We start from the raw sequence: 24,758 nt of genomic DNA, 5'->3' as shown, positions 1-24,758 counted from the left end.
CTCAGGAGTGCGGCGGGTGCGAAGGGTGCGAAGGGGGTGAGGGAAGCGTTCCGCCGGGCGGCCCGCCGTCCGGCGGAACGCCGAGCTCCCAGTCCAGCCCGTAGCGCTGGAACAGCTCCGCCCGCAGCCGCTGCGCCGGCATCGGGGCGCCGGGCAGCAGGACCGCCACCACCGCGCCCATCAGCTGGGCCCGCAGCAGCGGATAGTCCGCGTCCGGGTCCGCCGAGCCGTACCGGGCGACGGTGTCCCGCAGCAGCTCCGCCAGCCGTTGCTGCTCGGGGCACTGCACGAAGCCCTCGGCCGTGAGGATGCCCGCCATGTGCGTGCGCATCAGCAGGGGTTCGTCCCGGGCGAGCCCCAGGACCGCGTCGACGGCACGCGCGAGCCGCTCGCGCCCGCACTCGCTGCGGGGCTCCCGCTCGAGCGCGGCGTGTAGCGTGAGGTGCATCAGCCGGTGCACCGCGGACTGCAGCAACTGCCGTTTGCCCGGGAAGTAGTACGAGACCAGGCCGCGTGCCGTGCCCGCCCGGTCGGCGATGTCGCCGAGCGTCGTGGCCTCGTAGCCGTGCTCGGCCACGAGTTCGACCGTGGACTGCAGCAGCCGCTCCCGGGAACGTCTGCGCAATTCTTCATTGACCGATGCGCTGCGCGGGGACATGCTTACTCCTGCGTTGACTGGCTCCTGGCCAATATACTCAGCGCACGGGGTCGCCTGCTCTGGGTGACACGGGGGATCATCCAGGGCAGGCACGCCGTACCCTCACTGCTCCACCGGGTCGCAGCCGCGTTCGCGGACGGGCACGGACGTCGCGAGAGCCACCAGGGCCACTCCCAGGAGCCAGCCCGCCAGCACGTCCGACGGCCAGTGCACCCCGAGGTACACGCGGGTGAAACCGACCCCGAGCACCGAGACCACGGCCACCGCCCATGCGGCGACCACCCGGGCGATCCGCCCCCGGCCCCCGGCCGGGCGGGGGAGCAGCCACAGGAGCAGCCCGCACACCACCGTCGCCGTCATGGCGTGGCCGGACGGGTAAGCCGCGTACTGCGCCGAGTCCACCGGATCCGGCCACACCGGACGCTCCCGTCCCACCAGCGCCTTCAGTCCCTGCTGCAGCGCCGAGGCCGCCAGCGTCACCAGGGCCACCCGCAGCGCCCGCTCCCGATCGCCCCGCCACCACAACAGCGTGCAGGCGACCGCCGCCAGCGCCCGCATGGTCCAGGGGTCCCACACCCAGTCGCTGAGCACCTGCATCAGGTGCGTGACCCCGGGGTGGGTGACGGCGTGGGCGTGGAGATCCCGGGCGACCCGCTCGTCGTGGGCGAGCAGCGGCCGCCACTGCGCAACCACCAGTGCCGTCAGGACCGCTCCGAGCAGGGCGCAGCCGATGCCCATCCACCGAAAGTGATCGTTCCGCATACCGAGATCCTCGCACCGCCGCCCGACCGGCGGCCCCGGCCGGTACGGGGCCGCGCCGGGGCGACGGGTCGGCTGCGCACCCGTCCGTGCCTTCGAGATGCCGACCGTAGGGACGGCGGGCGGGGGCGTCCGCGGGGCGTCCGCGGGGCGTCCGCGCCCAGGGGGCAGGATCCCCGCGGCGGACGGCTCACGCCAGGGCGCTCAGCCCCGGTATGAAGGCCACCAGCAGCGGGATCGCCGGGACCAGCGTGGCCAGCGCCGTCAGCCGCAGCCGGCGGCCGGGGGAGAGCCGGGGAGTCGCCGACAGCAGCCTGCGCACCCGCTGCGGAACGTGCGCGTGTTCGGGCGAGGACGCCGCGAACACCCCCCGGTCCTCGTTGAGTCCGACCAGCGCGAGCGCGATCGTCAGCCGGCCGAACCGCCGGGAGGCCACGTCGTCGGCGGCCATCTCCACCAGTCGGTGCATCTCCGCCTCGAACGCCGCGAAGACTGGAACCTGGGGGAAGGCCCGGGCCAGCGCCCGCGAACAGTTCAGCAGCCAGTCGTGCCGGGCCGCCGCGTGGCCCTGCTCGTGCGCCAGCACCGCGTCCAGCTGGCTGCCCTTCAGCCGGCCCAGCGCTGCCGTCGTGACCACCAGCTGCGGGGCCGCTCCCGGGAGCCACCAGGCGTCCGGCCGGGGACCCTCCAGGACGACGAGTCGCGCGCCCGTCGGGTCCTCCCCGGGCAGCAGCGGGGCCCGTACCAGCAGTTCGCTGCCCTGCGCACGCCGCCGGGCCCGCGCCCGCAGCACCTCACCGGTCAGCGTCGCCCCGGTCCACAGCCCGCCGCCCGCCAGCGCGAGCGCGGTGACGGTGGCCCAGGGCCCGCCGGCCGCGCCGAGGGCGTAGGCGTCGACCACCCCGTGCGGGGCGGAGGCGAACAGGCGGCCCCGGACCTGCTGCCAGGCGGCCGCCGCGCTCAGCAGCATCGACAGTCCGAAGCACAGGAGCACGGCGCCGACCACGCACTGCCACACCCACAGGGCGACGACCGGCTCGCGCTCGGGCCATCGGGCCCGGGCGAGCAGACGGGGGGCGAGCACCGCGGTCAGGGCGCCGAGCAACAGGAGAACGGCGGGGACCATCATGGTCGCCAGCCTATGAGCGAGGGGCTACCTGCGGGTACGTCCTCGCGCCATTGGTGACGCAGGACACGTCCGCCCTTCGCCGTCACATCGTGAGCAGCATGGCCAACATCCCCATTCCCATGGCGAGTCGGCAGGCGCGGACGAGTTCCGCGGGTCCGCCCCGGTCGGCGGTCGCCCGCGCCGACCCGACGTCGCCGGCGGCGATCAGCCGGGTTCCGCCGAGCACCACGTACCCGGCGTAGTAGAGGAGCAGCGCGCCCGTCAGCAGGGGCGGCCCGGCCGCCTGGGAGTGCTCCTGCCCGTGCACCGGCCCGGATCCGGCCAGCAGGGCCATGTAGACCATCGTCAGCGAGCCCACCAGGTGGTGCGCGTGGTGCGGTCCGCCCCGCAGCAGCCACAGGGCGTGCAGGGCCGCGCCGCAGAAGACCACGCCCAGCACGGGCGCCCGCCACCCGTCGCCGCGGCCGCCGAGGGGCACGGCCATCAGGGCCATCCCGAACCCCATCACCGCCTCCCCGGCGGCACCGCCCGCCCCCCGCGCCCACCGCAGGCAGTACGCACCGCTCACGGCGCACAGCAGCACCAGCAGCCAGGAGGAGGAGAAGGCGGTGAGGGAAGTGGCGGAACCGTGCACGGCGGAACCTCCCGGTTCGTCGGCGTCACGGGGAGAGATGCCCTTCTCACACCACCCTCACGCGGCTCCGGGTTAGGCTCTCCTTGCCTTCCAGGCATGTCATATGCCGCCGCACCGAACGGAGCACCCGATGTCGACCGCCCAGCACGCCGCCCTGAGCTTCCGAAGCGCCGTTCAGGCGGACGTACCGGAGCTGGTGGAACTCGTCGAGTCCGCCTACCGCGGCGACGCGAGCCGGGCCGGCTGGACCACCGAGGCCGACTACTTGGACGGGCAGCGCACCGACCCGGACGGGGTCCGCGCCGTCATCGCCGCCCCGGACGGGGTCCTGCTCGTCGTCGAGCGCGCGGGCGAGCTCGTCGCCTGCTGCCAGCTCGAACACCGGGACGACCACGTCTACTTCGGGATGTTCGCGGTCCGCCCCGGCCTCCAGGGCGCGGGCCTCGGCAAGGAGATCCTGACCGAGGCCGAGCGCCGCGCCCGCGAGACGTGGGGCGCCAAGGAGATGCGGATGACGGTGGTGCACGTACGGGAGGAGCTCATCGCCTACTACGTGCGCCGCGGCTACCGGCGCACCGGCGAGATGAGCCCCTTCCCCTACGGCGACGAGCGCTTCGGCGTCCCGCTCCGTGACGACCTCGCCTTCGAGTTGCTGGTCAAGTCGCTCTGAGCGCGGGCCACCCCGCCCCGGCCCCGGACGCCCTCAGGCGGTGAAGCGGCCGGTGCTGCGGATCTCCGGGAAGTCCGTGGCCGCGCCGTCCAGTCCGAGCGCCCGCGCGAGCCGCAGTAGGTCCAGGGTGTCGACCGCCCGGCCCGTCACGCGCAGGCCCGCCGCGTGTGCCGACTCCACCGTGTCCAGGCTGAGCCGGTGGATGTACACGGCGATCGCCCCGGCGCTCACGGCCAGCGCCCGGTCCACGACGGACGCGGCTCCGCTGCCGGGGGAGTCCGCGTACAGGACGGTCCGTACGCCCGGCACCCGTCGGGCCGTTTCGGCGAGCACCGCCTCCCGGTCGGAGGCCACCTCCACCCGGGAGGTCAGGTCGCGGCGCAGGATCAGCTCGGCGAGCACCGGGACGGTGGCCAGGTCGGCGACGAAGACCTGGAGCGGCACCCGGACCGCGTCCAGGACCTCCTCCAGGACCGGTACGTGCTCGCCCTGACCGGCGTCCAGCCCGCGCAGTTCGGCCAGGGTCAGATCGGCGACGGCCCCCGAGCCGTCCGTGGTCCGGTCCACCTCGCGGTCGTGTACGGCGACGAGGGCTCCGTCCTTGCTCAGGCGCAGGTCCAGAGCGATGACGTCCATGCCGCAGCGTTCTGCTCGGAGGTACGACCGCAGGGTGTTCTCCGGTTCGACACCCATGACCCCGCGGTGACCGATGGTGAGGAAAGTCAAGGTTCTCTCGCTTCCGTCGACGGCGGCTCCCCGCGCGGCTCCAGGTGTCCCGACCGGCCGCGCGCGATGAGGTCGCATGCTAGTGCGCCGCGGGTGCGAAGGGACCGGGCGTGCACGGCCCCCGAGGAGCGTCCCGGCCGCTTCCCGCCAGGGTTGTGCACCCCACCGGGACGGGTGGGGCGGCCTGTCGCGTCACCCGGGCGTGGGCGCGTCCCCGTCGGCTTGACGGCCCGGCTCCGCGCGGGCCCCGGCGAGCCCGTCCAGGTCGGTGAGCAGGGCCTCGGCGAGCTCCAGTTCGGCCAGGTGCTGCCGTTCGCTCCAGCGCAGGGCAAGGGCCGGGAAGGTCCATTCCGGTACGCGGCCCGCGTGCTCCATGGCCTCCCGTACGGCGGCCAGTTCACCCCGGGTGCGCTCCAGGTGCTCGCCGACCATCGCGCGCAGCCGCTCCGGCTCGGCCAGGTGGCCGAGCCAGATCCGCAGGAGCAGTCCGTGCTTGAGCACGGGGGGCCCGGCCTCGCCGGTGTCGGCGGCCCAGCCGGCAAGTGCGCCCCGCCCCGCGTCGGTGATGGCGTAGCGCCGCTTGGCCCGCGCCTCCTCGGGTCCCGAGCACACGGAGGCCGCGTAGCCCAGTTCCTCCAGACGACGCAGCTCCGCGTAGATCTGGCTGATCGCCGGTGACCAGTAGAAGAAGTGCAGGGAGGAGTCCGCCCACTTCTTCAGCTCGTACCCGGTCCGCTCGCCGGGGAAGGAGAGCAGACCCAGAACGGCCCACGCGGTCGGCGGCAGCTCTTGCTTCTTCGACTCATGACTACTAGTCATATTTCGAATCGAAGTAAGACCGGGTACGCGATCCAATCCTGGAGGCACCGTGAAATTCTCCGTCATCTTCGAGGCCCAGCTTGCCGACCCGACGGTGGAGCGGGAGCACCAGGTCATCCGCGACTGCGTCGAGCAGGCCGTGCTGGCCGAACGTATGGGATTCGACCGGATCTGGGCGGTCGAGCACCACTCGCTCAAGTGGTACGCACACATGAGCGCCCCGGAGATCTTCCTCAGCTGGGTCGCCGCCAAGACCAGCACCATACGCATCGGTCACGGCGTCGTGTGCATGCCCTTCAACTTCAACCACCCGGTGCGGGTCGCGGAGCGGGCCGCCATGCTCGACCTGCTCTCGGGAGGGCGCCTCGACCTCGGGGCCGGGCGCGGCGGCACCGCACAGGAGACCTCTCTGTGCGGGGTGGACCGGGACCGCACCACGGCCGAGGTCGAGGAGGCCCTGCGGATCATCGGCAGCGCCTGGCAGGAGGAGGAGCTGGAGTACCACGGCGAGCTGATCGACATCGACCCGCACCCGATCCTGCCGAGGCCGCGGCAGACCCCGCACCCGCCGCTGTTCCTGGCCTGCAGCCGGGGCGAGACCCTGGTCCAGGCGGCCGAGCTGGGGATCGGGGCGCTGGTGATGGGCTTCGCCGGCCCCGATTCCATCGCGCAGATGCGCTCCGTCTACGACGCGGCGATCGCCGGGCGGGACGGCAGCCGGTTCGTGTCCAGCGTGGTCAACGACCACTTCTCCGTGCTGTGCCCGACCATCGTGCTCGATGACTGGGAGGAAGCGCGCCGGATCGGCACCCGCGGGCAGCGGTTCTTCGCCCAGTCCATCGGCCACTGGTACGGCGGGGCCGGCGTCCCGGACGAGGCCGTCGTGGCGGGCGCGGACGAGGCCGCGGAGCTGCGCAGGGCGGCCGAGCAGGTGGTGGCCCGGCTGCACGAGCTGGACATCCCGGTCCGGCCGACCTCGACGGCCACCTTCAACGCCGACCACGCGTACGGGACCGCCGACGACGCCGTCGCGTACGTGGAGCGGCTGCGCGAGGCGGGCGCCGACGAGGTCATGTGCCTGATCCAGATGGGCACGGTGGAGCAGGAGGCCTGCCTGGAGACCTTGAAGCAATGGGGCGAAAAGGTCATTCCGCGCTTCCGAGGTATGTGATCTGCACCTCTGTGGCCGGTCGGGCCCCCTCCGGCCCGGCCCGGCCGACAGGCGGCTTCAGGCCGCGGGGGCCTTGGCGCAATTGGGCGGAGTGGTCGGTTCCGCACCAACGAACGGGAAGACTTCCGGTGAAATGGGGGGTGACGCAGGACAATTTCCCGAGTTCCCTCTTGAGGGGGAGAGCCTCGCGCGCATACTCTGCCCATACGTGAGGTTCTCCTGTGGAGGAAGTGACATGACGGAAACTCTTGTGCCCGGTACCGGCGGCGCCGTGATAACCGCCGGAGCGCGGGTGGTCGACCACCCCGCGTGGCCCGAGCTCAAGGCCGCCGTGGAGGAGATCCGGCCCTGGCAGGCCAAGGACGGCTCCATCGACTTCGAGGTCGAGGGTGCGCACGGCCGTGCCACCGTCCTGGCCGCGCTGGAACGCGTGATCACGGCGGTCGAGACGCTGTCGCCGCTGCTCCCGCACGGGGCCGCGTACCACCGGGCCCTCGTCGCCGACCTGCGCAAGTGGGCCGCGGACGACTTCAAGGTCCCGGACTTCCTCGACTCCCTGCTGGCCTTCCACCCGGCCGCCGAGCGCGCCGACGGGCTCCAGCACCTCGTCGTCTTCCCCATGTACACCCAGAACGGCAACCTGGACCGCAACCTGGAAGCCGTCGTGCTCAAGATGGTGTGGCCCGAGTGGCTCGCCGAGCTGGAGCGCACCCGGTACGACAACCCGCTCTTCCTCGGCATCACCTTCGAGGACTTCACGCCGGGCTACGACACCCACTCCGCGGTGCTCTTCCCGGAGACCATCGCCGTGCGCGAGGCCCCCGAGCGCTTCACCTGGGGCGGCATCTTCTGCGACCGCGAGGCCGCCCGCTACCGCAAGGTGACCGAGGCCGCCGTCGACATCCTGGGCATCGACCTGCCCGAGGACATCGCCCGCATGGTCGAGGACCAGGAGCGCTGCGAGAAGGCCTTCGTCCTGTGGGACATGGTCCACGACCGCACCCACAGCCACGGCGACCTGCCGTTCGACCCCTTCATGATCAAGCAGCGCCAGCCGTTCTGGATGTACGGCCTGGAAGAGCTGCGCTGCGACCTCACCGCCTTCAAGGAGGCCGTGAAGCTGGAGTCCGAGGGCAACGAGCACGGCCGTGACGTGCAGTACGCCGTCCTCTTCGACCGGATGTTCCGCTTCCCGGTCTCCGGCGACCGCAACCGCAACTACGACGGCCTCGGTGGCCAGCTGCTCTTCGCGTACCTCCACAAGCACGACGTCGTGCGCTGGACGGACAACAAGCTGAAGATCGACTGGATGCGCGCCCCGCAGGTCACCAACCAGCTGTGCGCCGAGATCGAGGACCTCTACCGGGCCGGCATCGACCGCCCGAAGCTCGTCCACTGGTTCAAGGCCTACGAGCTGGTCTCCACCTACCTCGCCCCGCACCCGGGTTCCAAGTGGGCCAAGGGCCCCGACGCCCTGGACATGACGCAGCCGCCGCGCAAGCTCGTGGACGACGTGCTTCCGGACGAGTTTCCGCTCAGCATGTTCTTTGAGGCGCTCGCCAAGAAGCTCAAGGGCACGATCGCAGCGACCAAGGGCATCACCGCCCGGAACGCGGAGCAGGCCGAGCGAGTCGCCGCGTGAGCACTCGCCCACAGGAGGCTGCACAGATGAACGGCTCCGGGAACGGCAACGGAAAGCTGCACGGAGCGGTGGTGGCGGTGGCCGGGGCCGGTGGGCCCGCCGGCCGCGCCACCCTGCTCCGCCTCGCCGAGGCGGGTGCGGTGGTCATCGCGTCCGACGCCGATCCGGCGCGGCTCGCGGAGGCCGTGGACGCAGCGCGCTACGCCCACGGTGGCGCCACCATCACCGGTGACACCGTGGACCTGCTCGACCTGGACGCCACCAAGGCCTGGGCCGAGCAGACCGAGAAGGAGTTCGGCCGGATCGACGGCCTGGTGCACCTCGTCGGCGGCTGGCGCGGCAGCAAGACCTTCACCGATACGGACCTCGCGGACTGGACCTTCCTGGAGAAGCTCCTCATCCGCACGGTCCAGCACACCTCGCTGGCCTTCCACGACGGGCTGCTGCGCAGCGACCGCGGGCGCTACGTGCTGATCAGCCAGTCCGGGGCGCACAAGCCGGTCGCCAACAACGCCGCGTACAACGCGGGCAAGGCGGCGGCCGAGGCGTGGACCCTGGCCATGGCGGACTCCTTCCGTAAGGCGGGGGGTGACGAGGGTCCCGGAGCGGCAGCTGCGATCCTGGTCATCAAGGCACTGGTGCACGAGGCGATGCGCGCCGAGCGTCCCACTGCGAAGTTCGCGGGCTTCACCGACGTGACGGAACTGGCCGAGGCCATCGCCGGCGTCTGGGAGCGGCCCGCCATCGATGTGAACGGACAGCGTCTGTGGCTCACTCCGCAACCGTGACAACCGAGGCAGGGAAGACCGACGCCCGGCGCCACCACGACCCGGCGGTGCGCGGGTTCGCGAGCGACAACTACGCGGGCGTGCATCCGGAGGTCCTGGCCGCCGTCGCGCTCGCCAACGGCGGCCACCAGGTCGCCTACGGCGAGGACGACTACACCGAACACCTGCAGAAGGTCATCCGCAGCCACTTCGGGCCGTACGCGGAAGCGTTCCCGGTCTTCAACGGCACCGGCGCGAACGTCACCGCCCTCCAGGCGATGACGGACCGCTGGGGTGCGGTGATCTGCGCCAAGAGCGCCCACATCAACGTGGACGAGGGCGGCGCGCCGGAGCGGATGGCGGGCCTCAAACTGCTCGCCGTACCGACCCCGGACGGCAAGCTCACCCCCGAACTGATCGACCAGGAGGCCTGGGGCTTCGAGGACGAGCACCGGGCGATGCCGCAGGTCGTGTCGATCACCCAGAACACCGAGCTGGGCACGGTCTACACCCCGGACGAGATCCGGGCGATCTGCGAGCACGCCCACGGGCTCGGCATGAAGGTCCACCTCGACGGTGCCCGGATAGCCAACGCCGCGGCCTCCCTCGACGTGCCGATGCGCGCCTTCACGAACGCGGTCGGCGTGGACGTGCTGTCGTACGGCGGCACCAAGAACGGCATGATGTTCGGCGAGGCCGTGGTGGTGCTCAACCCGGACGCGGTCCGGCAGATGAAGCACATCCGCAAGATGTCGATGCAGCTCGCGTCCAAGATGCGCTTCGTGTCGGTGCAGCTGGAGGCCCTGCTCGCCAAGGACCTGTGGCTGCGCAACGCCCGGCACGCCAACGCGATGGCGCAGCGGCTCGCCGCCGGCGTGCGCGAGACGGACGGCGTGGAGATCCTCTACCCGGTGCAGGCGAACGCGGTGTTCGCGCGGCTGCCCCACGAGGTCTCCCGGCGGCTGCAGAAGCGCTACCGCTTCTACTTCTGGGACGAGGCCGCGGGCGACGTCCGCTGGATGTGCGGCTTCGACACCCAGGAAGAGGACGTGGACGGCTTCCTCCAGGCACTGAAGGAAGAGCTGGCGCGCTAGTCGACGCACCGCGAGAAGTGCATAGACATGCCCTCGACCGTAAATCCATTGGTTTGCGGTCGGGGGTTTGCCTATGCTCCGGCCATGCAGCTGATCCAACAGGACCCGGACATCCAGGCCTACTTGGTGTCCGACGAGGCGATCGACCACTGGAATCCGATCGTCCAGGAAACCGCCGACGCCCTTTGGCTCACCGGCGGCGACGCATACTCATACGCCAGGGCCGCCTTCGAGTTCGTCCGCGACGCCATCCCGCACGCGGGCGACTCCGGCGACCCGCGCGTCACCTGGCGCGCGTCCGACGTCCTCGCCGCACCGGGTGGCATCTGCTACGCCAAATCCCATGCCCTCGTCGCCCTGCTGCGCGCCCGGGGCGTCCCGGGAGCCCTGTGCTACCAGCGCCTCGCCGACGACGACGGTGCGAACCCCGTCGTGCACGGCCTGATCGCCCTGCGGCTGCCCGGCAGCACCCGCTGGTCCCGCCTCGATCCGCGCGGCAACAAGCCCGGCGTGGACGCCCGGTTCGACCTCGACCGGGAACGACTGGCCTTCCCCGTGCGTCCGGAACTCGGCGAGATCGACTACCCCGAACTCCACGCCGTCCCGCACCCGGCCGTTCTCAAGGCCCTTCAGGAGTCCGCGGACCGGCCGCAGTCTTGGCGGAACCTGCCGACGGCCCTGTAGCCCCGGTGCGAGCGGGCCGTCCGGGCCGCCGGGGGCGCCCGTCCCGCGCCGCCACCACCAGGACGTGCAACAGCGCCGCTGCGAGCAGCAGTCCGGCGATCCCGGTCAGCAGCGCCGCCGCGGGCGCGTCGGCCACGATCCCCACCAGGGCCGCCCCGGTCGACGCCGCCGTCACCTTCAGTCCCGCACCCAGGGTGAACACCTGGGTCCGCACCCCGTCCGGCGCGTACTGCGCACGGATCCGCAGCGTGGCCGTGAGCAGCGGCCCGTCACACACCCCGGCGAGCGCGAACAGCGCGGCCGTCACGGCCACCGACGGGGCGAACGCGGCCGCCGCGAGGGCCGCACCGGTGCCGGCCAGCGCCCACCGCACCAGCCGGCCGGGCTCCACGGACGTCATCCGGCCCAGCGTGAGCGAGCCGCCCAGCGCGCCCACCGCGAAGGCCGTCATCAGTACGCCCCCGCCGCCCGGGCTGCCGAGCTCGGTGGCCAGCAGCACCGAGACGGTGGTGAGCGAGCCGATGCCCACGAAGCCCAGGGTCGTCGCCGAGGTGACCGCCCGCAGCTCGCGGACCCGCCACAGGGCCGCGAGCCCCGCTCCCAGTCCGGCCCGGGGCGCGCCGGGAGTCCGGCCCGCGCCCTGGTCCTCGTACGGGAGGGTGGCCGCCAGCGCGGCCGCCACGGCTCCGGACGCCGCCAGGACGGCCATGGCGGGCCCGGCCGAGCCCAGCGCCGCGACCAGGCCGACCGCCGCCGGCGCGGTGACGGCCGCCGCGTTGTAGGTCGCGGCGTCCCAGCCGTACGCCCGGTCCCGCCCGGGCCCTGCCGGCACCAGACCGGTGATCAGGCTGGACAGTCCGCCCGTCACCATCGGCCCGCAGGAGCCGCCCAGCACCGCCACGACCAGTACCAGCGGGGCGGGGGCCCGACCGAGAAGGACGGTCAGCGCCGCGACGGCCGTCGCGAACCCGGCCAGGGCGCCGGCGTGGAACAGGCGCGGCCGGCGGGTCCGGGCCGCCGCAGCGCCCGCGAGCGGGGCCGCCAGGACGTGCGGGGCCAGCCAGGCGGTCAGGACGAACGCCCCGTGCGCCGCGCTCCCGGTGCGCTCCAGGGCCAGCAGCACCACGGCCATGCCCATGCCCTCCGAGGCGATGCGTGCGGCCAGTGCCGCCGCCAGGTACCGCCCGAATCCGCCCATGGGGTCCCTCCCCGGTATGCTGTAACGCCATAGACGCGCAAGACGTTACGTCATGCGCGTGCATGGCGAAAGGACGTGCGGATGGGTGACTCGCGGGGCGGCTTCTCGGCGGCCCGGAGGCTGATCGACCTCGCCGAAGCGGTCCGGGCGACCCCCGAACTGCCGCGCGCCGCCCTCGCGGAGCTACTGGCCGGGCACGGGGAGCGGCCCGCCGACCTCACGCAGGAGGCGTTCCCCGAGGCGAGCGCGGCCGAACTGCGCGCCGCGGCCCGGCGGATGGGGAAGGTGCTCGGGGAGGTCGACGAGGACCGCGCCGCCGAGGCCCTCAACGCGCTGCTCGTGGAGTACGGCACCCGCCCCCGCCTGACCCGGCACGACGGCTACCCCTGGCACCTGCACGTCGACCGGGGCGACGAGGCCGGCTGGGGCGATTGGTTCCTCGCCTCGGGCGCCCTCGCGCTGGCCCAGCTGCTGACGGAGCACGGGCGGATCGCCTGGGGCGCCTGTGCCGCGGCGGGCTGCGGGCGGTTCTTCCTCGCCACCGGACCGGGGAGCACGCGCCGCTACTGCTCCGGCACCTGCGCCACGCGGGCGAGGGTCGCGGCCCACCGCCGCCGGAGGCTGGAGGCGCAGGACTGAGCCCCCGGTGCGACCCGCCCGCTCCGGGCCGGGCTGGGCAAGGGCGCCCCCGGCGGCTACGGCGGTGCGCTCGCGCACACCGGCGGGCGGGTCGAACCGGGGGCCCTTCGATCCGTCAAGTCACGAGATCCAGGGGCATGACGGGAGCCGCCGGGCGCGGCCTACTGGAGGGGATCATTCCGACTTCCTTCACGAGGAGAACGGCCATGACCCACCCCATTCGACCTCGACCCCGACCCCGCTCTCAACCCCGACCCCGACGTCTCGCCCTGCTGGTGGCCTCGACGGCCATCGCCGCGGGAGGCGTGCTCGTACCCACGTCCGCTTTCGCCACCACCCCGACGGCGCCGCACGGAGTCGTGGCGGACGCCACCGACGGCGGGGTGCACGTCCCGGGCGGCGGGCAGCAGTGGCAGTGCTTCGCCGCCCCGTGCGAACCGCCCGGCAACACCGTTCCGGAAGCGGACCCCCACGAAGGATGGGACCCCTACGGCACGGGGGACGTCGGGGTGCGCGTCCCGGACGGGGAGCCGCAGTGGCAGTGTTTCGCCGCTCCCTGTGGGCCGCCCAGCGGTGCCCGGCCCTGAGGGCCTGCGGGCCGGGAGGCCCGCGCCACGGGCGGAGGCGATCAGCCGGCGTCGCGGACCTCGGCCGCCGTCGGCGCGGTTCCGCCCAGGTGGGCCGGGAGCCACCACGAGTCGTCGGCGCCCTTGGGCTTCTCCGGGTAGGCGCGCTGCGCGGCGTCCAGCAGCTCCTGGACGCGCTCGCGCAGCCGACGGGTGATGGCGCCGGCGTACTGGTCCGCCGGGGCCTCCACGGGCTCGCCCACGCGCATCGTCACCGGGATGTGGCTGCGCTTGAGGTTCTTCGGACGGCCCTTGGTCCACAGTCGCTGGGTGCCCCACAGCGCCACCGGGATCAGCGGGACCCCGGCCTCCTGCGCCATGCGCGCGGCACCCGACTTGAAGCTCTTGAGCGTGAAGGACTGGGAGATCGTCGCCTCGGGGAAGACGCCGATGATCTCGCCGGCCCGCAGCGAGTCCAGGGCGTGCTGGTAGGCGGCCTCGCCCTGCTTGCGGTCGACGGGGATGTGCTTCATCGCGCGCATCAGCGGACCGGACACCTTGTGCCGGAACACCGACTCCTTGGCCATGAAACGGACCAGTCGCTTCTGCGGCCGCGCCGTCAGGCCGGCGAAGATGAAGTCGAGGTATCCGATGTGGTTCGACACCAGGACCGCACCGCCCTTGCGGGGGATGTTCTCGGTGCCCTTCATGTCGATACGGATGTCCAGCGCGCGGAAGAGACCGTGCGCGGCGCCGATCACCGGAGGGTAGACGAGCTCAGCCATGGTGGGGGAGACCCCGCTTTCTGCCTGGGGAGGTGCTCCCGGCCGGAAGTTACGGAAGCGTAGGTACGCGACCATGGGGATCGTGCCCCATACGCGGCCCGCTGGCCAGTCCAGAAGCTCCTACCCGGGGAGATTCTCATCACGCCGGGAATGTCGCGGGTCCGTGGGGTGCTCCGATCCACGGACGAGCGTACGAGGATGATGTACGCGGACGAAATGCGGTGAGGGGAGCGCGGGTGCTCGGGCAGGAAGACGGGGGGACCCGGCTGGGCGCGGCCGAGTTGGGCTCGGAACCGGGGGAGCGGGCCAGCCTGGTGCAGTTCTCCAGCGCCTTCTGCCAGCCCTGCCGGGCCACGCGGCGGATCCTCGCCGAGGTCGCGGCGATGGTGGACGGGGTGGCGCACATCGAGATCGACGCGGAGGAGCGGCTCGAACTGGTGCGGGCCCTCGGGATCGAGAAGACCCCGACCGTGCTGGTCCTGGACCGGGCCGGCCGGATCGTGCGGCGGGCGGCCGGAATGCCGCGCAAGGTGGACGTGATCGCCGCCCTCGGGGCCGCCGTATGACGCGCGGCCCGGCCGCCGGGCGGCCCGATGTGGCGGGGCCGGGGGCGCCGGTGCGCGCGCCCGCACGCAGCGTGACGCGCCTGACATCTGCCCGATCTCGCTTGACTGCGTCCACGGGAGATCGCCACGCTGGCGGCATGCGGTATGAACTCCTGCTCTACGGACGGGTCCATGTGGACCTCGTCCGCCACGCGAGCGCGCGCTGTCGGGGCCACTGAACAGCCCGGCCCCCGATTCCCGACAGTGCCCGCGCGTCCCGCGGCAGAAGGCAGACCCCTGATGACTGCTCCGACGGTCCCGACGGTCCCCACGGCTCCGTCCCCCCGTTCCCTCCGTTCCGGCGCCGCAACGGCCACCGACGCGGCCCGCACCGGCTCGCCCGACCTGTTGCGTTCGGTTTTCCGGCAGCACGCCGCGGGGGTCGCGGTGATCACCGCCCAGGACGGCGGGCGCCCGGTGGGGTTCACCGCCACCTCCCTCAACTCCGTCTCCGCCGATCCGCCGCTGCTGTCCTTCACGATCTCCACCGGGGCCTCCAGCTGGCCCGCGGTGCGCGACAGCGAGTACCTGGGCGTCCACATACTGGGCGAGCACCAGCGGGAGCTGGCGGGCCTGTTCGCCCGCAGCGGAGCCGACCGCTTCGGCCCGCCGACCGGCTGGGCCGGCGGCCCGCACGGGGTGCCGGTGCTGGACGGCGTACTGGCGTGGCTGGTCTGCCGGGTGGTCGCGCGTGTGCCCGCCGGTGAACATCGTGTGATCATCGCTGAGGCGGTCGTCGGAGATCCGGCCGGGGAAGGCCGTCCCCTGCTGTACCACCAGGGGCGCTTCAACGCATTGCGCGACTGAATCGTCCCTGCTCGGCAGGGTTGGGCGGCGTTGGGCAGATCACAGTTCGCCAGCCTTGCGACTTGGCGGGACCCACGGTGTACTGGCGAGTAACATTCCCTTCGGAGCGCGGGCCGCCCCGACCGGGATCCGCCCGACAAGGCGCCTATGCTGCCTGCATAAGGCGGTACCAGAAAAGACGATGCGGTAGGAGAGCCGGCGTGAGCCTGAGGATCGTTGTCTGTGTGAAGTACGTGCCCGACGCCACGGGCGACCGGCAGTTCACCGAGGACTTGACCGTCAACCGTGACGACGTCGACGGCCTGCTGTCGGAGCTCGACGAGTACGCCGTCGAGCAGGCCCTGCAGATCGCCGACGAGGCCGACGATGCCGAGATCACCGTTCTGACGGTGGGCCCCGAGGACGCCAAGGACGCGCTGCGCAAGGCGCTCTCGATGGGCGCCGACAAGGCCATCCACGTCGAGGACGACGACCTGCACGGCAGCGACGTCATGGGCACCTCGCTGGTGCTCGCCAAGGCGATCGAGAAGGCCGGCTACGACCTGGTCATCACCGGCATGGCGTCGACCGACGGCACCATGGGCGTGCTGCCGGCGATCCTGGCCGAGCGCCTGGGCGTCCCGCAGGTCACCCTGCTCTCCGAGGTCAAGGTCGAGGACGGCACCGTGACCGGCCGCCGCGACGGCGACACGGCGAGCGAGCAGCTGGAGGCATCCCTCCCCGCGCTCGTCTCGGTGACGGACCAGTCGGGCGAGGCCCGCTACCCGTCCTTCAAGGGCATCATGGCCGCCAAGAAGAAGCCGGTCGAGTCCTGGGACCTGTCCGACCTGGATCTGGAGTCCGACGAGGTCGGCCTCGAAGGCTCCTGGACCGCGGTCGACTCCGCGGCGCAGCGCCCGGCCCGTACCGCCGGCACGATCGTCAAGGACGAGGGCGAGGGCGGCAAGCAGCTGGCCGAGTTCCTGGCCGGCCAGAAGTTCATCTAAGAACCTCGGCCACCCCTCTTAGCCCCCAGACACTTCGCAATCGCAGGAGAGCAGTCCCATGGCTGAAGTTCTCGTCTACGTCGACCACGTGGACGGCGCCGTCCGCAAGCCCACCCTCGAGCTGCTGACGCTGGCCCGCCGCATCGGCGAGCCCGTCGCCGTCGCGCTGGGCGCCGGTGCCGACGCCACCGCCGCGGTGCTCGCCGAGCACGGCGCGGTCAAGGTCCTCACCGCCGACGCCCCCGAGTTCACCGAGTACCTCGTGGTGCCGAAGGTGGACGCGCTCCAGGCCGCGTACGACGCCGTGTCCCCGGCCGCCGTGCTCGTCCCGTCCTCCGCCGAGGGCAAGGAGATCGCCGCCCGCCTCGCCGTGCGCATCGGCTCGGGCATCATCACCGACGCCATCGACCTGGAGGCGGGTGACGAGGGTCCGGTCGCGACGCAGTCCGCCTTCGCCGCGTCGTTCACCACCAAGTCCCGCGTCTCCAAGGGCACTCCGGTCATCACCGTGAAGCCGAACTCGGCCCCGGTCGAGGCCGCTCCGGCCGCCGGCGCCGTCGAGGCGCTCGCCGTCACCTTCGGCGCCCTGGCCACCGGCACCAAGGTCACCGGTCGCACCCCGCGCGAGTCGACCGGCCGCCCCGAGCTGACCGAGGCCGCGATCGTCGTCTCCGGCGGCCGTGGCGTCAACGGTGCCGAGAACTTCCACATCATCGAGGACCTCGCGGACTCCCTCGGTGCGGCCGTCGGCGCCTCGCGCGCCGCCGTGGACGCCGGCTGGTACCCGCACTCCAACCAGGTCGGCCAGACCGGCAAGTCGGTCTCCCCGCAGCTGTACATCGCCTCCGGCATCTCGGGCGCGATCCAGCACCGGGCCGGCATGCAGACCTCGAAGACCATCGTGGCCATCAACAAGGACGCCGAGGCCCCGATCTTCGACCTCGTCGACTACGGCGTCGTCGGCGACCTCTTCGCCGTAGTTCCGCAGCTGACCGACGAGATCAAGGCGCGCAAGGGCTAGTCGCCCCGCCCCCGGGACGAAGAAGCGACGCGTACCGGTTGCACGAACGAGCGAGGGCCTTCCGGGGCCGGTGTGGACGGTGACGTCCCCACCGGACCGGGAGGCCCTCGTCGTATGCGGCCCCCGTCGTATGGCACTCGCCTGCCTGGTGGTGCTGCTCGTCCTGATGGGTGCCTCCGACCTGGTCGACGAGGACAACCACGGGCTGGCGACGGCGCTGACGGCCGGTGGCTCCATCGGGGTGCTGCTGCTGTTCTGGCCGCCGGCCCCGTGGTGGGTGGGGGTGCTGGTCCTGCTCCTGTCGGGGGTCGTGCTGCTGGTCCTGTCCTACCTCGTCCAGGAGCTGGTGGGCGCGGTGGTCCGGCGGGACCCTTGGGTGGCCTGGCTCGGCACCGAGGTCGGGCTGTTCAACGCGGTGCTGTGTGTCACCGCGTGGCCCCGGGTCGTTCGCCCAGGGCGGCAGGGGGACCATTGACGGAGCGGAACCCCGTGACTAAATTCTGCTATGCGGATCTAAGCTTCCGTGAAGTGGAAAAGAGGAGAGTGCACGATGGGTCAGCAGGAGAAGGTGGCGACGAGCCTCGCAGGCGCGGTCAGCGAGGGCATCAGCGCCTCCCTCGCGCCGGTGGACGCGGAACTCGCGCGCCACTACCCGGGCGACCCCGGCACCCGGCAGCCCATCCACACGGTCTACGTACCCGGTGACGTGTTCGCCGCGGACACCATCCGCTCCTGGGGCGACCAGGCCCTCGCCGTCCTCGACGAGCACGCCCCGGACGCCGCCACCTTCGCCAAGGTGCTCGGCATCTCCGACGAGCTGGCCGTACCCGTCTACGACCGCGTCCGCGCCAAGCTGCTCAGCGAGCCCGTCGAGGACCTCCGCGTCGACTTCGAGGACGGCTTCGGGGTCCGCTCCGACGAGGAGGAGGACCAGGCCGCGGCCCGCGCCGCCCGCCTCGTCTCGGAGGCCTTCTCCAACGGCACCAACGCGCCGTACATGGGCATCCGCATGAAGTGCATGGAGTCCAACGTCCGCGACCGCGGCATCCGCACCACGGACATCTTCCTCTCCGGCCTGCTGGAGCACGGCGGTCTCCCCGAGGGCCTGGTCCTGACCCTCCCGAAGGTCACCTACGCCGAGCAGGTCAGCGCCTTCGTCAAGCTGCTGGAGGCCTTCGAGACCACCCGGGGCCTGCGCCCGGGCCGGATCGGCTTCGAGATCCAGATCGAGACCAGCCAGTCCATCGTCGCCTCCGACGGCACCGCCACGGTTGCCCGGATGATCGAGGCCTCCCAGGGCCGCGCCACGGGCCTGCACTACGGCACTTTCGACTACAGCGCCTGCGTCGGCGTCTCGGCCGCCTACCAGTCGAGCGACCACCCCGCCGCCGACCACGCGAAGGCGATCATGCAGGTCGCGGCCGCCGGCACCGGGGTACGCGTTTCCGACGGCTCGACCAACGTCCTGCCGATCGGCACCACCGAGCACGTCCACGAGGCCTGGAAGCTGCACTACGGCCTGACCCGCCGCGCCCTGGCCCGCGCCTACTACCAGGGCTGGGACATGCACCCGGCGCATCTGCCGACCCGCTACGCGGCCGTCTTCACCTTCTACCGCGAGGGCCTGGAGGCCGCCGCCGCGCGCCTGAAGGCGTACGTCGCCAAGATCGAGGGCGACGTGATGGACGAGCCGGCCACCGCCAAGGCCCTGGCCGGATACCTGGTCCGCGGGCTCGACTGCGGCGCGGTGGGCACCGAAGAGGTCACCGCCCTCACCGGCCTGACCCGCGCGGAACTGGACGCCTTCGCCATCCCGCGCCGCTCGGCCACCCTGACGGCCACCAGTTGATCCCGCCGACGGCCTGAGCGGCCCGGCCCCGCGTCACCGGGGCCGAGCCGCCGCCGCGTCGTACGGCCCAGGGGAGGGCGGCAGCCACAGACGGACGGTGCCGTCGGAACCCGAGGCGGCGAGCAGGCTGCCGTCGGGGGAGAAGGCCACCCCGCGCAGGGCGGCCGGGTGCCCGCGCAGCGGGGCACCCAGGGAGGTGCCGGAGTCGGGCGCCCACAGTTCGAGGCTGTGGTCGCCCGCGACGGCGAGCAGCCGGCCGTCGGGCGAGAACGCCAGGTCGTGGACCGTCCGGGGGTGGCCGAGCAGCGTCGCACCGTGCTGTGTGCCCTCGTACTCGACGAGGCGTACGGCGCCGTCCGCGTGTCCGGACGCGAGGCGGCCGCCCGGGGCGAAGGAGAGCGCCGTCACGTCCGCCCGGTCGCCGCTCGGCCGGACCGGGCGCGGGCGACGGGAGGCGATGTCCCACACCTCGACCCGGTTCTCCCCGGCCAGGGCGAGCAGGTGTCCGTCGAGGGAGAAGCAGACCAGTCGAACGGTGGAGATCCCGGTCCGCGGGGTCGCCTCGTACGTCCGGCTCACACGGTTCCACAGGAACGGCGTGCCGCCCCGGTCCGTCGCGGCGCAGAGCACCCCGTCCGGGGCGACCGCCATCCACTTGTCCAGAGGGGTCAGGGCGCGTGGCGCCGTCCCGTCGTCGATCAGGGGCCACGCCCGGGGGCGTCCGCCCGGGCCGGTGAAGGAGATCGCCTCTCCGCCGGACACCACGTCAACGGTCTCTGCGGGCAGCCGCTCGCCCAGCGCCGGATCCCACACGAGTACCCGACGGTCCTTCGTGAGCGCGGCGATCCGGCGCCCGTCGGGAGAGAAGGCGAGGCCGCCCAGGGTGACGCCGTTGTCCGTCTGCAGGACCGGCAGCGGTACGGCGTGCCCGACGGCGAGCGCACGGGCGAGTACGCGGTCCCCGAGGGCGGTGGGGGGACGGGGGCCCGCGTGGAGTGACGGGCCGGCGCCCTCGACGGCCACGCCCAGCCGGAAGCAGCCGGGGGAGACGGCGACGGCGCACGGCTTCGTGCCGGGCCCGCTCCGCATCGACCCCAACGGCTGTCCGGTCTCCGTCTCCCAGAGCCGCACCGTTCCCGTGTGACCGATGGCGGCCAGGATCCGGGCGTCGGGGGAGAAGGCGAGGCTCCGGACGGGGTCGCCGTCACAGTCCAGGAGCGGCCCTACCGGGGCTCCGGCCAGCGTCTCCCAGAGCCGCACGGTCCCGTCCTCGCACCCGGCGGCGAGCAACCTTCCGTCCGGGGTGAAGAGGGTCGCGCCGACGGTGTCGGGGCGCAGCTCCAGGTCGATCCAGTGGGGCGTCGGCATGTGCCACAGCCGGATCCGGTCCGCCCGGACGACCAGGGCGAGCAGCCGGTCGTCGGCGCTGATCCCCTTCACCGGCAGGTCCGAACCGACCGGCTCGCGGGACTGCGTGTGCCAGCGGCGCGGACCCCGGTGATCGGCCGTCAGCAGGGTCTGGCGGGTGCGAAGGACATCGAGTGGATGGGACCCACGTGCCCGAGCAGGGGCGGTTCCAGCGCCTTCGCAGTGGTGAGGTCCCACAACCGTGCGGTGCCGGTGTAGCTGCCGGTCGCGAGGGTCCGGCCGTCGGGGGACAGCGCCAGCGCGGTGACGGCCGTTCCGTGGACCTCCAGCTCGCCGAGACGGTGGCCGTCCAGCGAGTCCCAGACCTCGATGCTCCGGTCGCTCGCGGTGACCAGCAGCCGGCCGTCGGCCGAAAAGGCCAGGACCGAGGTGGAGGGCGCGGCACCGGACAACCGCCGTACGAGGTGGAAGGCGCCCGGAGCGGCCGCCGGGTGACGTGATGGGAGGACGGCCCCCGTCGGGTCGGGCCCGGGGGCGGGCGGTGCCAGTGGCGCGGGGGCGGCAGGACGCGACGATCGCGACCCGGCCCGGGCGGGCGCCGCGGACCTGGCGGCGGCCAGGACGCGCCAGCGGGTTCGCCAGGCGGCCAGTTCAGGGAGATCGTGCCCGGGAACCGGTACTTCCTGGCCGAACTCGTCGTAGGCGTACAGGACCCGCAGCAGACCCATCAGCGTGTCGAGGCCCAGCAGCCGCTTGCCGCTGAAGGCGTCGCTCTGGGTGGCCACCGGCAGCCGGATCCCGCTGCCGGAGCGTCGCGCGCGGGCCTCCAGCTCGCGGTAGGAGCGGTTGCCCCGTTCGATCCGCAGCAGCCTCAACTCGGCGGCGAGCTCGTAGAGGTCTTGCTCGTAGGTGGTACCCGGCTCCATGCGGTCACATTAGGGGGAAGGCACACGACGGCGCGGAACATTGCCGAACACCCCGGAAAGGAGCTGCTGTTCAGTCATCGTTCCACGCCGTACGGGGCGGTTCACGGGTGATCGGCGTGGTTCCGGGGCGATCGGGAACCGACGGAATGCGTTCCGCCCGTGCCGTCCGGCGACCCGGGCGGCGGTGGAATCGGGCCATGACATCTCCCCGCGACGACGAACCGTTCCTGACCCTGCACACCACCGTCGTGCTCCTCGTCTGCCTCCTCGTCGGAGGTGCGGCGGGCGTACTCACCCACCTCGGCGGGATCCCGCCCGCGCTGTCCGTGCTCGCCGGGCTGACGGCAGCCGGTAGCGCCCTGCCCGTCGCGCGCGGGCTGATCCGGTGATCGGTCGGCCGGTCGGCCGGTCAGCCGGTCAGCCGGTCGGCGGGAGTTCGCCCGAGCCCCGGGCGATCAGCCGGGTCGAGAGTTCGATGCGGCACGGGGTCAGGTCCGCGCCCGCGAGGCGTTGGAAGAGCCGGTCCGTGGCCACCCGGCCCAGGGCCGCCGGATCCTGGGCGACCACCGTCACGCCCGGACGGAGCAGATCGGCCAGCTCGAAGTCGTCGAAGCCGACCAGCGCCACCGGCCGGTCGTGCGCCGCGAGGACCCGTACCACGGTCACCGTCACCCGGTTGTTGCCGGCGAAGACGGCGGTCACCGGGTCCGGGCCCGTGAGCATCGCCGCGGCGGCCGCCGCGACGCGTTCCGGGGCGGTGGACCCGAGCGAGACCCAGGACCGCGCCACCGGCAGGCCCGCCTCCGTCATCGCCGCACGGTAGCCGCGCAGGCGCTCAACCACCGTGTGGATACGGGGCTGGTCGCCGATGAAGCCGATCCGACGGTGGCCGCCCGCGATCAGGTGGGCCACCCCGCTACGGGCGCCGCCGAAGCTGTCCGACAGCACCACGTCCGCGTCGATCCGCCCGGCCGGGCGGTCCACGAACACCGTGGACACACCGGCCCGCATCTCCGGCTCCAGATAGCGGTGGTCGTCCCCGGCCGGGATCACGATCAGCCCGTCCACCCGGCGGGCGCACAGCGCGAGCGCCAACTCCCGCTCCCGGTCCGGGTCCTCGGCGCTGGAGCCGTTGATGAGCAGCGCCCCGTGTGCGCGGGCCACCTCCTCCACCGCCCGGTTCAGCGGGCCGTAGAAGGGATCGGCGAGGTCCTCCAGTACCAGGCCCACGGTGGCGGTGCGGCCCTTGCGCAGCACGCGGGCACTGTCGTTGCGGCGGAAGCCGAGGGCCTCGATGGCCTGCTGGACCCGTCGCTCGGTCTCGGGGGTCACCCCCGGCTCGCCGTTGACCACGCGCGACACCGTCTTCAAGCCGACGCCCGCCTGGGACGCCACGTCCTTCATGGTCGGCCGGGTGCCGTAGCGGGGCTCGGACGGGCGGCGGTTGTCGGGCACGGTGGCGAATCCTCCGGGGCTCACGGACGGGGCTGTGACCTTGAGGATAAGCACTGGGCCGATCGTGAGGTTTTCGTGGCAGGCTGGGGCGGGCAAGCCACTGGGGGCTCCGGACGAGCCATGGGGAGAGGGGTAGACGTGATTGTCTGGATCAACGGCACGTTCAGCGCCGGAAAGACCAGCACGGCCCGCGAACTGACCGGAATCCTGCCGGACAGCACCCTGTTCGACCCGGAGTTCATCGGCGACGCGCTGCGCGTGCTGCTGCCGCCCAAACGGCTGGCCGAGGTCACCGACTACCAGGACCTCCCGAGCTGGCGGCGGTTGGTGGTGGACACGGCCGCGGCGGTGCTCGCCGAAGTGGGCGGGGTGCTCGTCGTACCGATGACGCTGCTGCGCCAGGAGTACCGGGATGAGATCTTCGGCGGGCTGGCGGCCCGGAGGATTCCGGTGCGGCACGTGCTGCTGGCTCCTGAGGAAACGATCCTTCGGGAGCGGATCGCGGCACGGCAGGAACCCGGGGAGCCCGCGGAGGTCGACCTCAGGTTCCGGCAGTGGGCGTACGACCACATCCCGGTCTACCAGCAGGCCCTCGACTGGCTGGCCGGCGACGCGCACGTCATCGACAACGGGACGCTGACTCCGCGGGAGACGGCGGACCGCATCGCGGAGGCCGTCCGTTCGGAGACGGCGAAGGTCTGCGACATCGTGCAGACCCCGGAGCCCACCCGGGAGACGGTGGCGGCCGGGGTGCTGCTCTTCGACGAGCGGGACCGGGTGTTGCTGGTGGATCCGACGTACAAGGCGGGCTGGGAGTTCCCGGGCGGAGTCGTCGAAGCGGGCGAGGCGCCCGCGGGCGCGGGCGTACGGGAGGTCGCGGAGGAACTGGGCGTCGTACTGGAACGGACGCCCGGGCTGCTGGTGGTCGACTGGGAGTCGCCCCAGCCGCCCGGCTACGGCGGGCTGCGCCTGCTCTTCGACGGCGGCCGCCTCTCGGACGAGGCGACGGCCCGGCTCCGACTGCCCGGCCCGGAACTGCGGGCCTGGCGCTTCGTCACGGAGGCCGAGGCCGCCGGCATGCTCCCGGAGCACCGCTACGAACGCCTGCGCTGGGCCCTGCGCGCCCGCGAACGCGGCCGGCCCCTCTACCTGGAGGCGGGCGTTCCCACCGGCTGATCCGGCTGATCCGGCTGATCCGGCTGGTCCGGCTGTCCTGTCGGACGCAGGGCGGCGGCGACGAGGCCTTCGAGGGCCTCGCGCGGCACGTCGCCACCATTGACCAGCCGGTCGAAGACCAGCCCGTCGATGCAGGTCAGCAGGGTGTGGGTGCGGTTCTCGAGGTCCGCCGCGCGCAGGCCGTGGCCGGTGAGGAACCGCCGGACGGCTCCGCGGCCGGCGTTCTCGCGCGGTACGAGGATCTCGCGCAGCTCCGGGTCCCGCACGCTCTCCACGGTGCAGGCGTACCGGGCGAGCGAGCGGCGGCGCCCCTCCCCGGTGAGCCGGCGGCGGGTGAGCACCACCATGCCGTCCACCAGTTCCCCGGCGGTGCGCAGGAGCGGGAGCTGCTCGGCCGTCGCCTGCAGCTCCACCTGATCGAGATGGACGAGCCGGGTCACCAATGCCGTGAGCAGGGCGGCCCGGGTGCGGTAGTACGCCGACGTGGTGCCGGGTGGTACGGCCGCCCGGCGGTCGACCGCGCGGTGGGTCAGGCCGCGCATGCCCTCGTCGGCGAGTACGTCGAGAGCTGCGTCCGCAAGGAGGGTGCGCCGATCGGTAGCCATGGTTCCCATGGTCTCTTTC

28 protein-coding genes are annotated in these 24,758 nt (G+C 72.7%); 16 read left to right on the top strand and 12 right to left on the bottom strand.

Features of this window, described 5'->3' with window-relative positions:
• Window position 1 precedes the first annotated feature (1 nt).
• The 4 genes from ACIQK6_RS04015 to ACIQK6_RS04000 form a co-directional block, all read right to left on the bottom strand.
• A complete protein-coding gene (locus ACIQK6_RS04015) occupies window positions 2-658 on the bottom strand; it encodes a helix-turn-helix domain-containing protein (RefSeq protein WP_329105199.1) in 657 nt (218 codons plus the stop codon).
• A 102-nt stretch (window positions 659-760) separates the two neighbouring features.
• Window positions 761-1,420, bottom strand: coding sequence for a phosphatase PAP2 family protein (locus ACIQK6_RS04010; protein WP_329105201.1), 660 nt, complete (start codon window positions 1,418-1,420; stop codon window positions 761-763).
• Between the two features lie 187 nt (window positions 1,421-1,607).
• Window positions 1,608-2,546 (bottom strand): M56 family metallopeptidase, encoded by a 939-nt coding sequence (locus ACIQK6_RS04005; protein WP_402694244.1) that lies wholly within the window; start codon window positions 2,544-2,546, stop codon window positions 1,608-1,610.
• Between the two features lie 82 nt (window positions 2,547-2,628).
• A complete protein-coding gene (locus ACIQK6_RS04000; RefSeq protein ID WP_402694243.1) occupies window positions 2,629-3,180 on the bottom strand; it encodes a DUF5134 domain-containing protein in 552 nt (183 codons plus the stop codon).
• A gap of 130 nt (window positions 3,181-3,310) precedes the next feature.
• Between ACIQK6_RS04000 and ACIQK6_RS03995 the strand changes: the two genes are divergently transcribed.
• Window positions 3,311-3,850, top strand: a complete 540-nt coding sequence (locus ACIQK6_RS03995; RefSeq protein ID WP_329105207.1) for a GNAT family N-acetyltransferase — start codon at window positions 3,311-3,313, stop codon at window positions 3,848-3,850.
• 33 nt (window positions 3,851-3,883) lie between these two features.
• Here the strand turns inward: ACIQK6_RS03995 and ACIQK6_RS03990 are convergent, their stop codons facing one another.
• Window positions 3,884-4,576: a glycerophosphodiester phosphodiesterase family protein gene (locus ACIQK6_RS03990; RefSeq protein WP_329105209.1), complete on the bottom strand. Its 693-nt coding sequence runs from the start codon at window positions 4,574-4,576 to the stop codon at window positions 3,884-3,886.
• A gap of 192 nt (window positions 4,577-4,768) precedes the next feature.
• Window positions 4,769-5,395, bottom strand: coding sequence for a PadR family transcriptional regulator (locus ACIQK6_RS03985; RefSeq protein WP_402694242.1), 627 nt, complete (start codon window positions 5,393-5,395; stop codon window positions 4,769-4,771).
• Between the two features lie 49 nt (window positions 5,396-5,444).
• Here ACIQK6_RS03985 and ACIQK6_RS03980 point away from each other — a divergent pair, with 49 nt between their 5' ends.
• The 5 genes from ACIQK6_RS03980 to ACIQK6_RS03960 all read left to right on the top strand — a co-directional run bounded on the left by ACIQK6_RS03980 (window position 5,445) and on the right by ACIQK6_RS03960 (window position 10,753).
• Entirely contained in the window at window positions 5,445-6,566 is a 1,122-nt protein-coding gene (locus ACIQK6_RS03980) for an LLM class flavin-dependent oxidoreductase (protein WP_402694241.1), read from the top strand.
• A gap of 235 nt (window positions 6,567-6,801) precedes the next feature.
• Window positions 6,802-8,208, top strand: coding sequence for a DUF6421 family protein (locus tag ACIQK6_RS03975; RefSeq protein WP_402694240.1), 1,407 nt, complete (start codon window positions 6,802-6,804; stop codon window positions 8,206-8,208).
• A gap of 26 nt (window positions 8,209-8,234) precedes the next feature.
• Window positions 8,235-8,996 (top strand): SDR family NAD(P)-dependent oxidoreductase, encoded by a 762-nt coding sequence (locus ACIQK6_RS03970; protein WP_030713586.1) that lies wholly within the window; start codon window positions 8,235-8,237, stop codon window positions 8,994-8,996.
• Complete coding sequence (locus ACIQK6_RS03965; RefSeq protein WP_402694239.1) at window positions 8,975-10,069, top strand: threonine aldolase family protein; 1,095 nt, start codon at window positions 8,975-8,977, stop codon at window positions 10,067-10,069. Before ACIQK6_RS03970 ends, ACIQK6_RS03965 begins: the two co-directional genes overlap by 22 nt.
• A gap of 84 nt (window positions 10,070-10,153) precedes the next feature.
• A complete protein-coding gene (locus tag ACIQK6_RS03960; RefSeq protein ID WP_329105221.1) occupies window positions 10,154-10,753 on the top strand; it encodes a transglutaminase family protein in 600 nt (199 codons plus the stop codon).
• Here the strand turns inward: ACIQK6_RS03960 and ACIQK6_RS03955 are convergent.
• Complete coding sequence (locus ACIQK6_RS03955; protein WP_329105223.1) at window positions 10,689-11,951, bottom strand: MFS transporter; 1,263 nt, start codon at window positions 11,949-11,951, stop codon at window positions 10,689-10,691. The genes ACIQK6_RS03960 and ACIQK6_RS03955 overlap by 65 nt on opposite strands.
• A gap of 81 nt (window positions 11,952-12,032) precedes the next feature.
• Here ACIQK6_RS03955 and ACIQK6_RS03950 point away from each other — a divergent pair, with 81 nt between their 5' ends.
• On the top strand, window positions 12,033-12,590 hold the full coding sequence (locus ACIQK6_RS03950) for a CGNR zinc finger domain-containing protein (RefSeq protein WP_329105224.1): 558 nt from the start codon (window positions 12,033-12,035) through the stop codon (window positions 12,588-12,590).
• 206 nt (window positions 12,591-12,796) lie between these two features.
• Window positions 12,797-13,177 (top strand): hypothetical protein, encoded by a 381-nt coding sequence (locus tag ACIQK6_RS03945; protein ID WP_402694238.1) that lies wholly within the window; start codon window positions 12,797-12,799, stop codon window positions 13,175-13,177.
• A gap of 41 nt (window positions 13,178-13,218) precedes the next feature.
• Here the strand turns inward: ACIQK6_RS03945 and ACIQK6_RS03940 are convergent, their stop codons facing one another.
• Complete coding sequence (locus tag ACIQK6_RS03940; protein WP_030013039.1) at window positions 13,219-13,941, bottom strand: 1-acyl-sn-glycerol-3-phosphate acyltransferase; 723 nt, start codon at window positions 13,939-13,941, stop codon at window positions 13,219-13,221.
• A gap of 236 nt (window positions 13,942-14,177) precedes the next feature.
• Between ACIQK6_RS03940 and ACIQK6_RS03935 the strand changes: the two genes are divergently transcribed.
• The 6 genes from ACIQK6_RS03935 to ACIQK6_RS03910 all read left to right on the top strand — a co-directional run bounded on the left by ACIQK6_RS03935 (window position 14,178) and on the right by ACIQK6_RS03910 (window position 19,209).
• On the top strand, window positions 14,178-14,507 hold the full coding sequence (locus tag ACIQK6_RS03935; RefSeq protein ID WP_329105228.1) for a thioredoxin family protein: 330 nt from the start codon (window positions 14,178-14,180) through the stop codon (window positions 14,505-14,507).
• Window positions 14,508-14,786: 279 nt separating this feature from the next.
• Entirely contained in the window at window positions 14,787-15,353 is a 567-nt protein-coding gene (locus ACIQK6_RS03930) for a flavin reductase family protein (protein WP_402694237.1), read from the top strand.
• A 200-nt stretch (window positions 15,354-15,553) separates the two neighbouring features.
• Window positions 15,554-16,339, top strand: coding sequence for an electron transfer flavoprotein subunit beta/FixA family protein (locus ACIQK6_RS03925; RefSeq protein ID WP_030012969.1), 786 nt, complete (start codon window positions 15,554-15,556; stop codon window positions 16,337-16,339).
• Between the two features lie 58 nt (window positions 16,340-16,397).
• Window positions 16,398-17,360, top strand: a complete 963-nt coding sequence (locus ACIQK6_RS03920) for an electron transfer flavoprotein subunit alpha/FixB family protein (RefSeq protein WP_329105234.1) — start codon at window positions 16,398-16,400, stop codon at window positions 17,358-17,360.
• 79 nt (window positions 17,361-17,439) lie between these two features.
• On the top strand, window positions 17,440-17,835 hold the full coding sequence (locus tag ACIQK6_RS03915) for a hypothetical protein (protein ID WP_329105236.1): 396 nt from the start codon (window positions 17,440-17,442) through the stop codon (window positions 17,833-17,835).
• Window positions 17,836-17,910: 75 nt separating this feature from the next.
• Window positions 17,911-19,209: a DUF6986 family protein gene (locus ACIQK6_RS03910; protein WP_402694236.1), complete on the top strand. Its 1,299-nt coding sequence runs from the start codon at window positions 17,911-17,913 to the stop codon at window positions 19,207-19,209.
• 33 nt (window positions 19,210-19,242) lie between these two features.
• Here the strand turns inward: ACIQK6_RS03910 and ACIQK6_RS03905 are convergent, their stop codons facing one another.
• A complete protein-coding gene (locus ACIQK6_RS03905) occupies window positions 19,243-20,649 on the bottom strand; it encodes a WD40 repeat domain-containing protein (protein WP_402694235.1) in 1,407 nt (468 codons plus the stop codon).
• A 68-nt stretch (window positions 20,650-20,717) separates the two neighbouring features.
• Complete coding sequence (locus ACIQK6_RS03900) at window positions 20,718-21,503, bottom strand: WD40 repeat domain-containing protein (RefSeq protein WP_402694234.1); 786 nt, start codon at window positions 21,501-21,503, stop codon at window positions 20,718-20,720.
• A 197-nt stretch (window positions 21,504-21,700) separates the two neighbouring features.
• Here ACIQK6_RS03900 and ACIQK6_RS03895 point away from each other — a divergent pair, with 197 nt between their 5' ends.
• On the top strand, window positions 21,701-21,892 hold the full coding sequence (locus tag ACIQK6_RS03895; RefSeq protein ID WP_202202865.1) for a hypothetical protein: 192 nt from the start codon (window positions 21,701-21,703) through the stop codon (window positions 21,890-21,892).
• A 28-nt stretch (window positions 21,893-21,920) separates the two neighbouring features.
• Here the strand turns inward: ACIQK6_RS03895 and ACIQK6_RS03890 are convergent, their stop codons facing one another.
• Window positions 21,921-22,907 (bottom strand): LacI family DNA-binding transcriptional regulator, encoded by a 987-nt coding sequence (locus ACIQK6_RS03890; protein ID WP_329108166.1) that lies wholly within the window; start codon window positions 22,905-22,907, stop codon window positions 21,921-21,923.
• A gap of 189 nt (window positions 22,908-23,096) precedes the next feature.
• Here ACIQK6_RS03890 and ACIQK6_RS03885 point away from each other — a divergent pair, with 189 nt between their 5' ends.
• Complete coding sequence (locus ACIQK6_RS03885) at window positions 23,097-24,134, top strand: NUDIX domain-containing protein (RefSeq protein WP_329105242.1); 1,038 nt, start codon at window positions 23,097-23,099, stop codon at window positions 24,132-24,134.
• On the opposite strand, the gene ACIQK6_RS03880 is transcribed toward ACIQK6_RS03885, so the two are convergent.
• Window positions 24,104-24,739: a TetR family transcriptional regulator C-terminal domain-containing protein gene (locus tag ACIQK6_RS03880; RefSeq protein ID WP_329105244.1), complete on the bottom strand. Its 636-nt coding sequence runs from the start codon at window positions 24,737-24,739 to the stop codon at window positions 24,104-24,106. The genes ACIQK6_RS03885 and ACIQK6_RS03880 overlap by 31 nt on opposite strands.
• Window positions 24,740-24,758 lie beyond the last annotated feature (19 nt).

This window comes from Streptomyces sp. NPDC091682, from assembly GCF_044756625.1.
In the GTDB taxonomy this organism is placed as follows: Bacteria; Actinomycetota; Actinomycetes; order Streptomycetales; family Streptomycetaceae; genus Streptomyces.
This window is presented reverse-complemented; position numbering and strand designations above follow the sequence as displayed.

What these genes read in the sequence shown, in the direction of transcription:
- ACIQK6_RS04015 (WP_329105199.1), bottom strand. Translation starts at nt 658, where the DNA reads ATGTCCCCGCGCAGCGCATCGGTCAATGAAGAATTGCGCAGACGTTCC.
- ACIQK6_RS04010 (WP_329105201.1), bottom strand. Translation starts at nt 1,420, where the DNA reads ATGCGGAACGATCACTTTCGGTGGATGGGCATCGGCTGCGCCCTGCTC.
- ACIQK6_RS04005 (WP_402694244.1), bottom strand. Translation starts at nt 2,546, where the DNA reads ATGATGGTCCCCGCCGTTCTCCTGTTGCTCGGCGCCCTGACCGCGGTG.
- ACIQK6_RS03995 (WP_329105207.1), top strand. Translation starts at nt 3,311, where the DNA reads ATGTCGACCGCCCAGCACGCCGCCCTGAGCTTCCGAAGCGCCGTTCAG.
- ACIQK6_RS03985 (WP_402694242.1), bottom strand. Translation starts at nt 5,395, where the DNA reads ATGACTAGTAGTCATGAGTCGAAGAAGCAAGAGCTGCCGCCGACCGCG.
- ACIQK6_RS03975 (WP_402694240.1), top strand. Translation starts at nt 6,802, where the DNA reads ATGACGGAAACTCTTGTGCCCGGTACCGGCGGCGCCGTGATAACCGCC.
- ACIQK6_RS03970 (WP_030713586.1), top strand. Translation starts at nt 8,235, where the DNA reads ATGAACGGCTCCGGGAACGGCAACGGAAAGCTGCACGGAGCGGTGGTG.
- ACIQK6_RS03960 (WP_329105221.1), top strand. Translation starts at nt 10,154, where the DNA reads ATGCAGCTGATCCAACAGGACCCGGACATCCAGGCCTACTTGGTGTCC.
- ACIQK6_RS03955 (WP_329105223.1), bottom strand. Translation starts at nt 11,951, where the DNA reads ATGGGCGGATTCGGGCGGTACCTGGCGGCGGCACTGGCCGCACGCATC.
- ACIQK6_RS03950 (WP_329105224.1), top strand. Translation starts at nt 12,033, where the DNA reads ATGGGTGACTCGCGGGGCGGCTTCTCGGCGGCCCGGAGGCTGATCGAC.
- ACIQK6_RS03945 (WP_402694238.1), top strand. Translation starts at nt 12,797, where the DNA reads ATGACCCACCCCATTCGACCTCGACCCCGACCCCGCTCTCAACCCCGA.
- ACIQK6_RS03940 (WP_030013039.1), bottom strand. Translation starts at nt 13,941, where the DNA reads ATGGCTGAGCTCGTCTACCCTCCGGTGATCGGCGCCGCGCACGGTCTC.
- ACIQK6_RS03930 (WP_402694237.1), top strand. Translation starts at nt 14,787, where the DNA reads ATGACTGCTCCGACGGTCCCGACGGTCCCCACGGCTCCGTCCCCCCGT.
- ACIQK6_RS03920 (WP_329105234.1), top strand. Translation starts at nt 16,398, where the DNA reads ATGGCTGAAGTTCTCGTCTACGTCGACCACGTGGACGGCGCCGTCCGC.
- ACIQK6_RS03910 (WP_402694236.1), top strand. Translation starts at nt 17,911, where the DNA reads ATGGGTCAGCAGGAGAAGGTGGCGACGAGCCTCGCAGGCGCGGTCAGC.
- ACIQK6_RS03900 (WP_402694234.1), bottom strand. Translation starts at nt 21,503, where the DNA reads ATGGAGCCGGGTACCACCTACGAGCAAGACCTCTACGAGCTCGCCGCC.
- ACIQK6_RS03895 (WP_202202865.1), top strand. Translation starts at nt 21,701, where the DNA reads ATGACATCTCCCCGCGACGACGAACCGTTCCTGACCCTGCACACCACC.
- ACIQK6_RS03890 (WP_329108166.1), bottom strand. Translation starts at nt 22,907, where the DNA reads ATGAAGGACGTGGCGTCCCAGGCGGGCGTCGGCTTGAAGACGGTGTCG.
- ACIQK6_RS03880 (WP_329105244.1), bottom strand. Translation starts at nt 24,739, where the DNA reads ATGGCTACCGATCGGCGCACCCTCCTTGCGGACGCAGCTCTCGACGTA.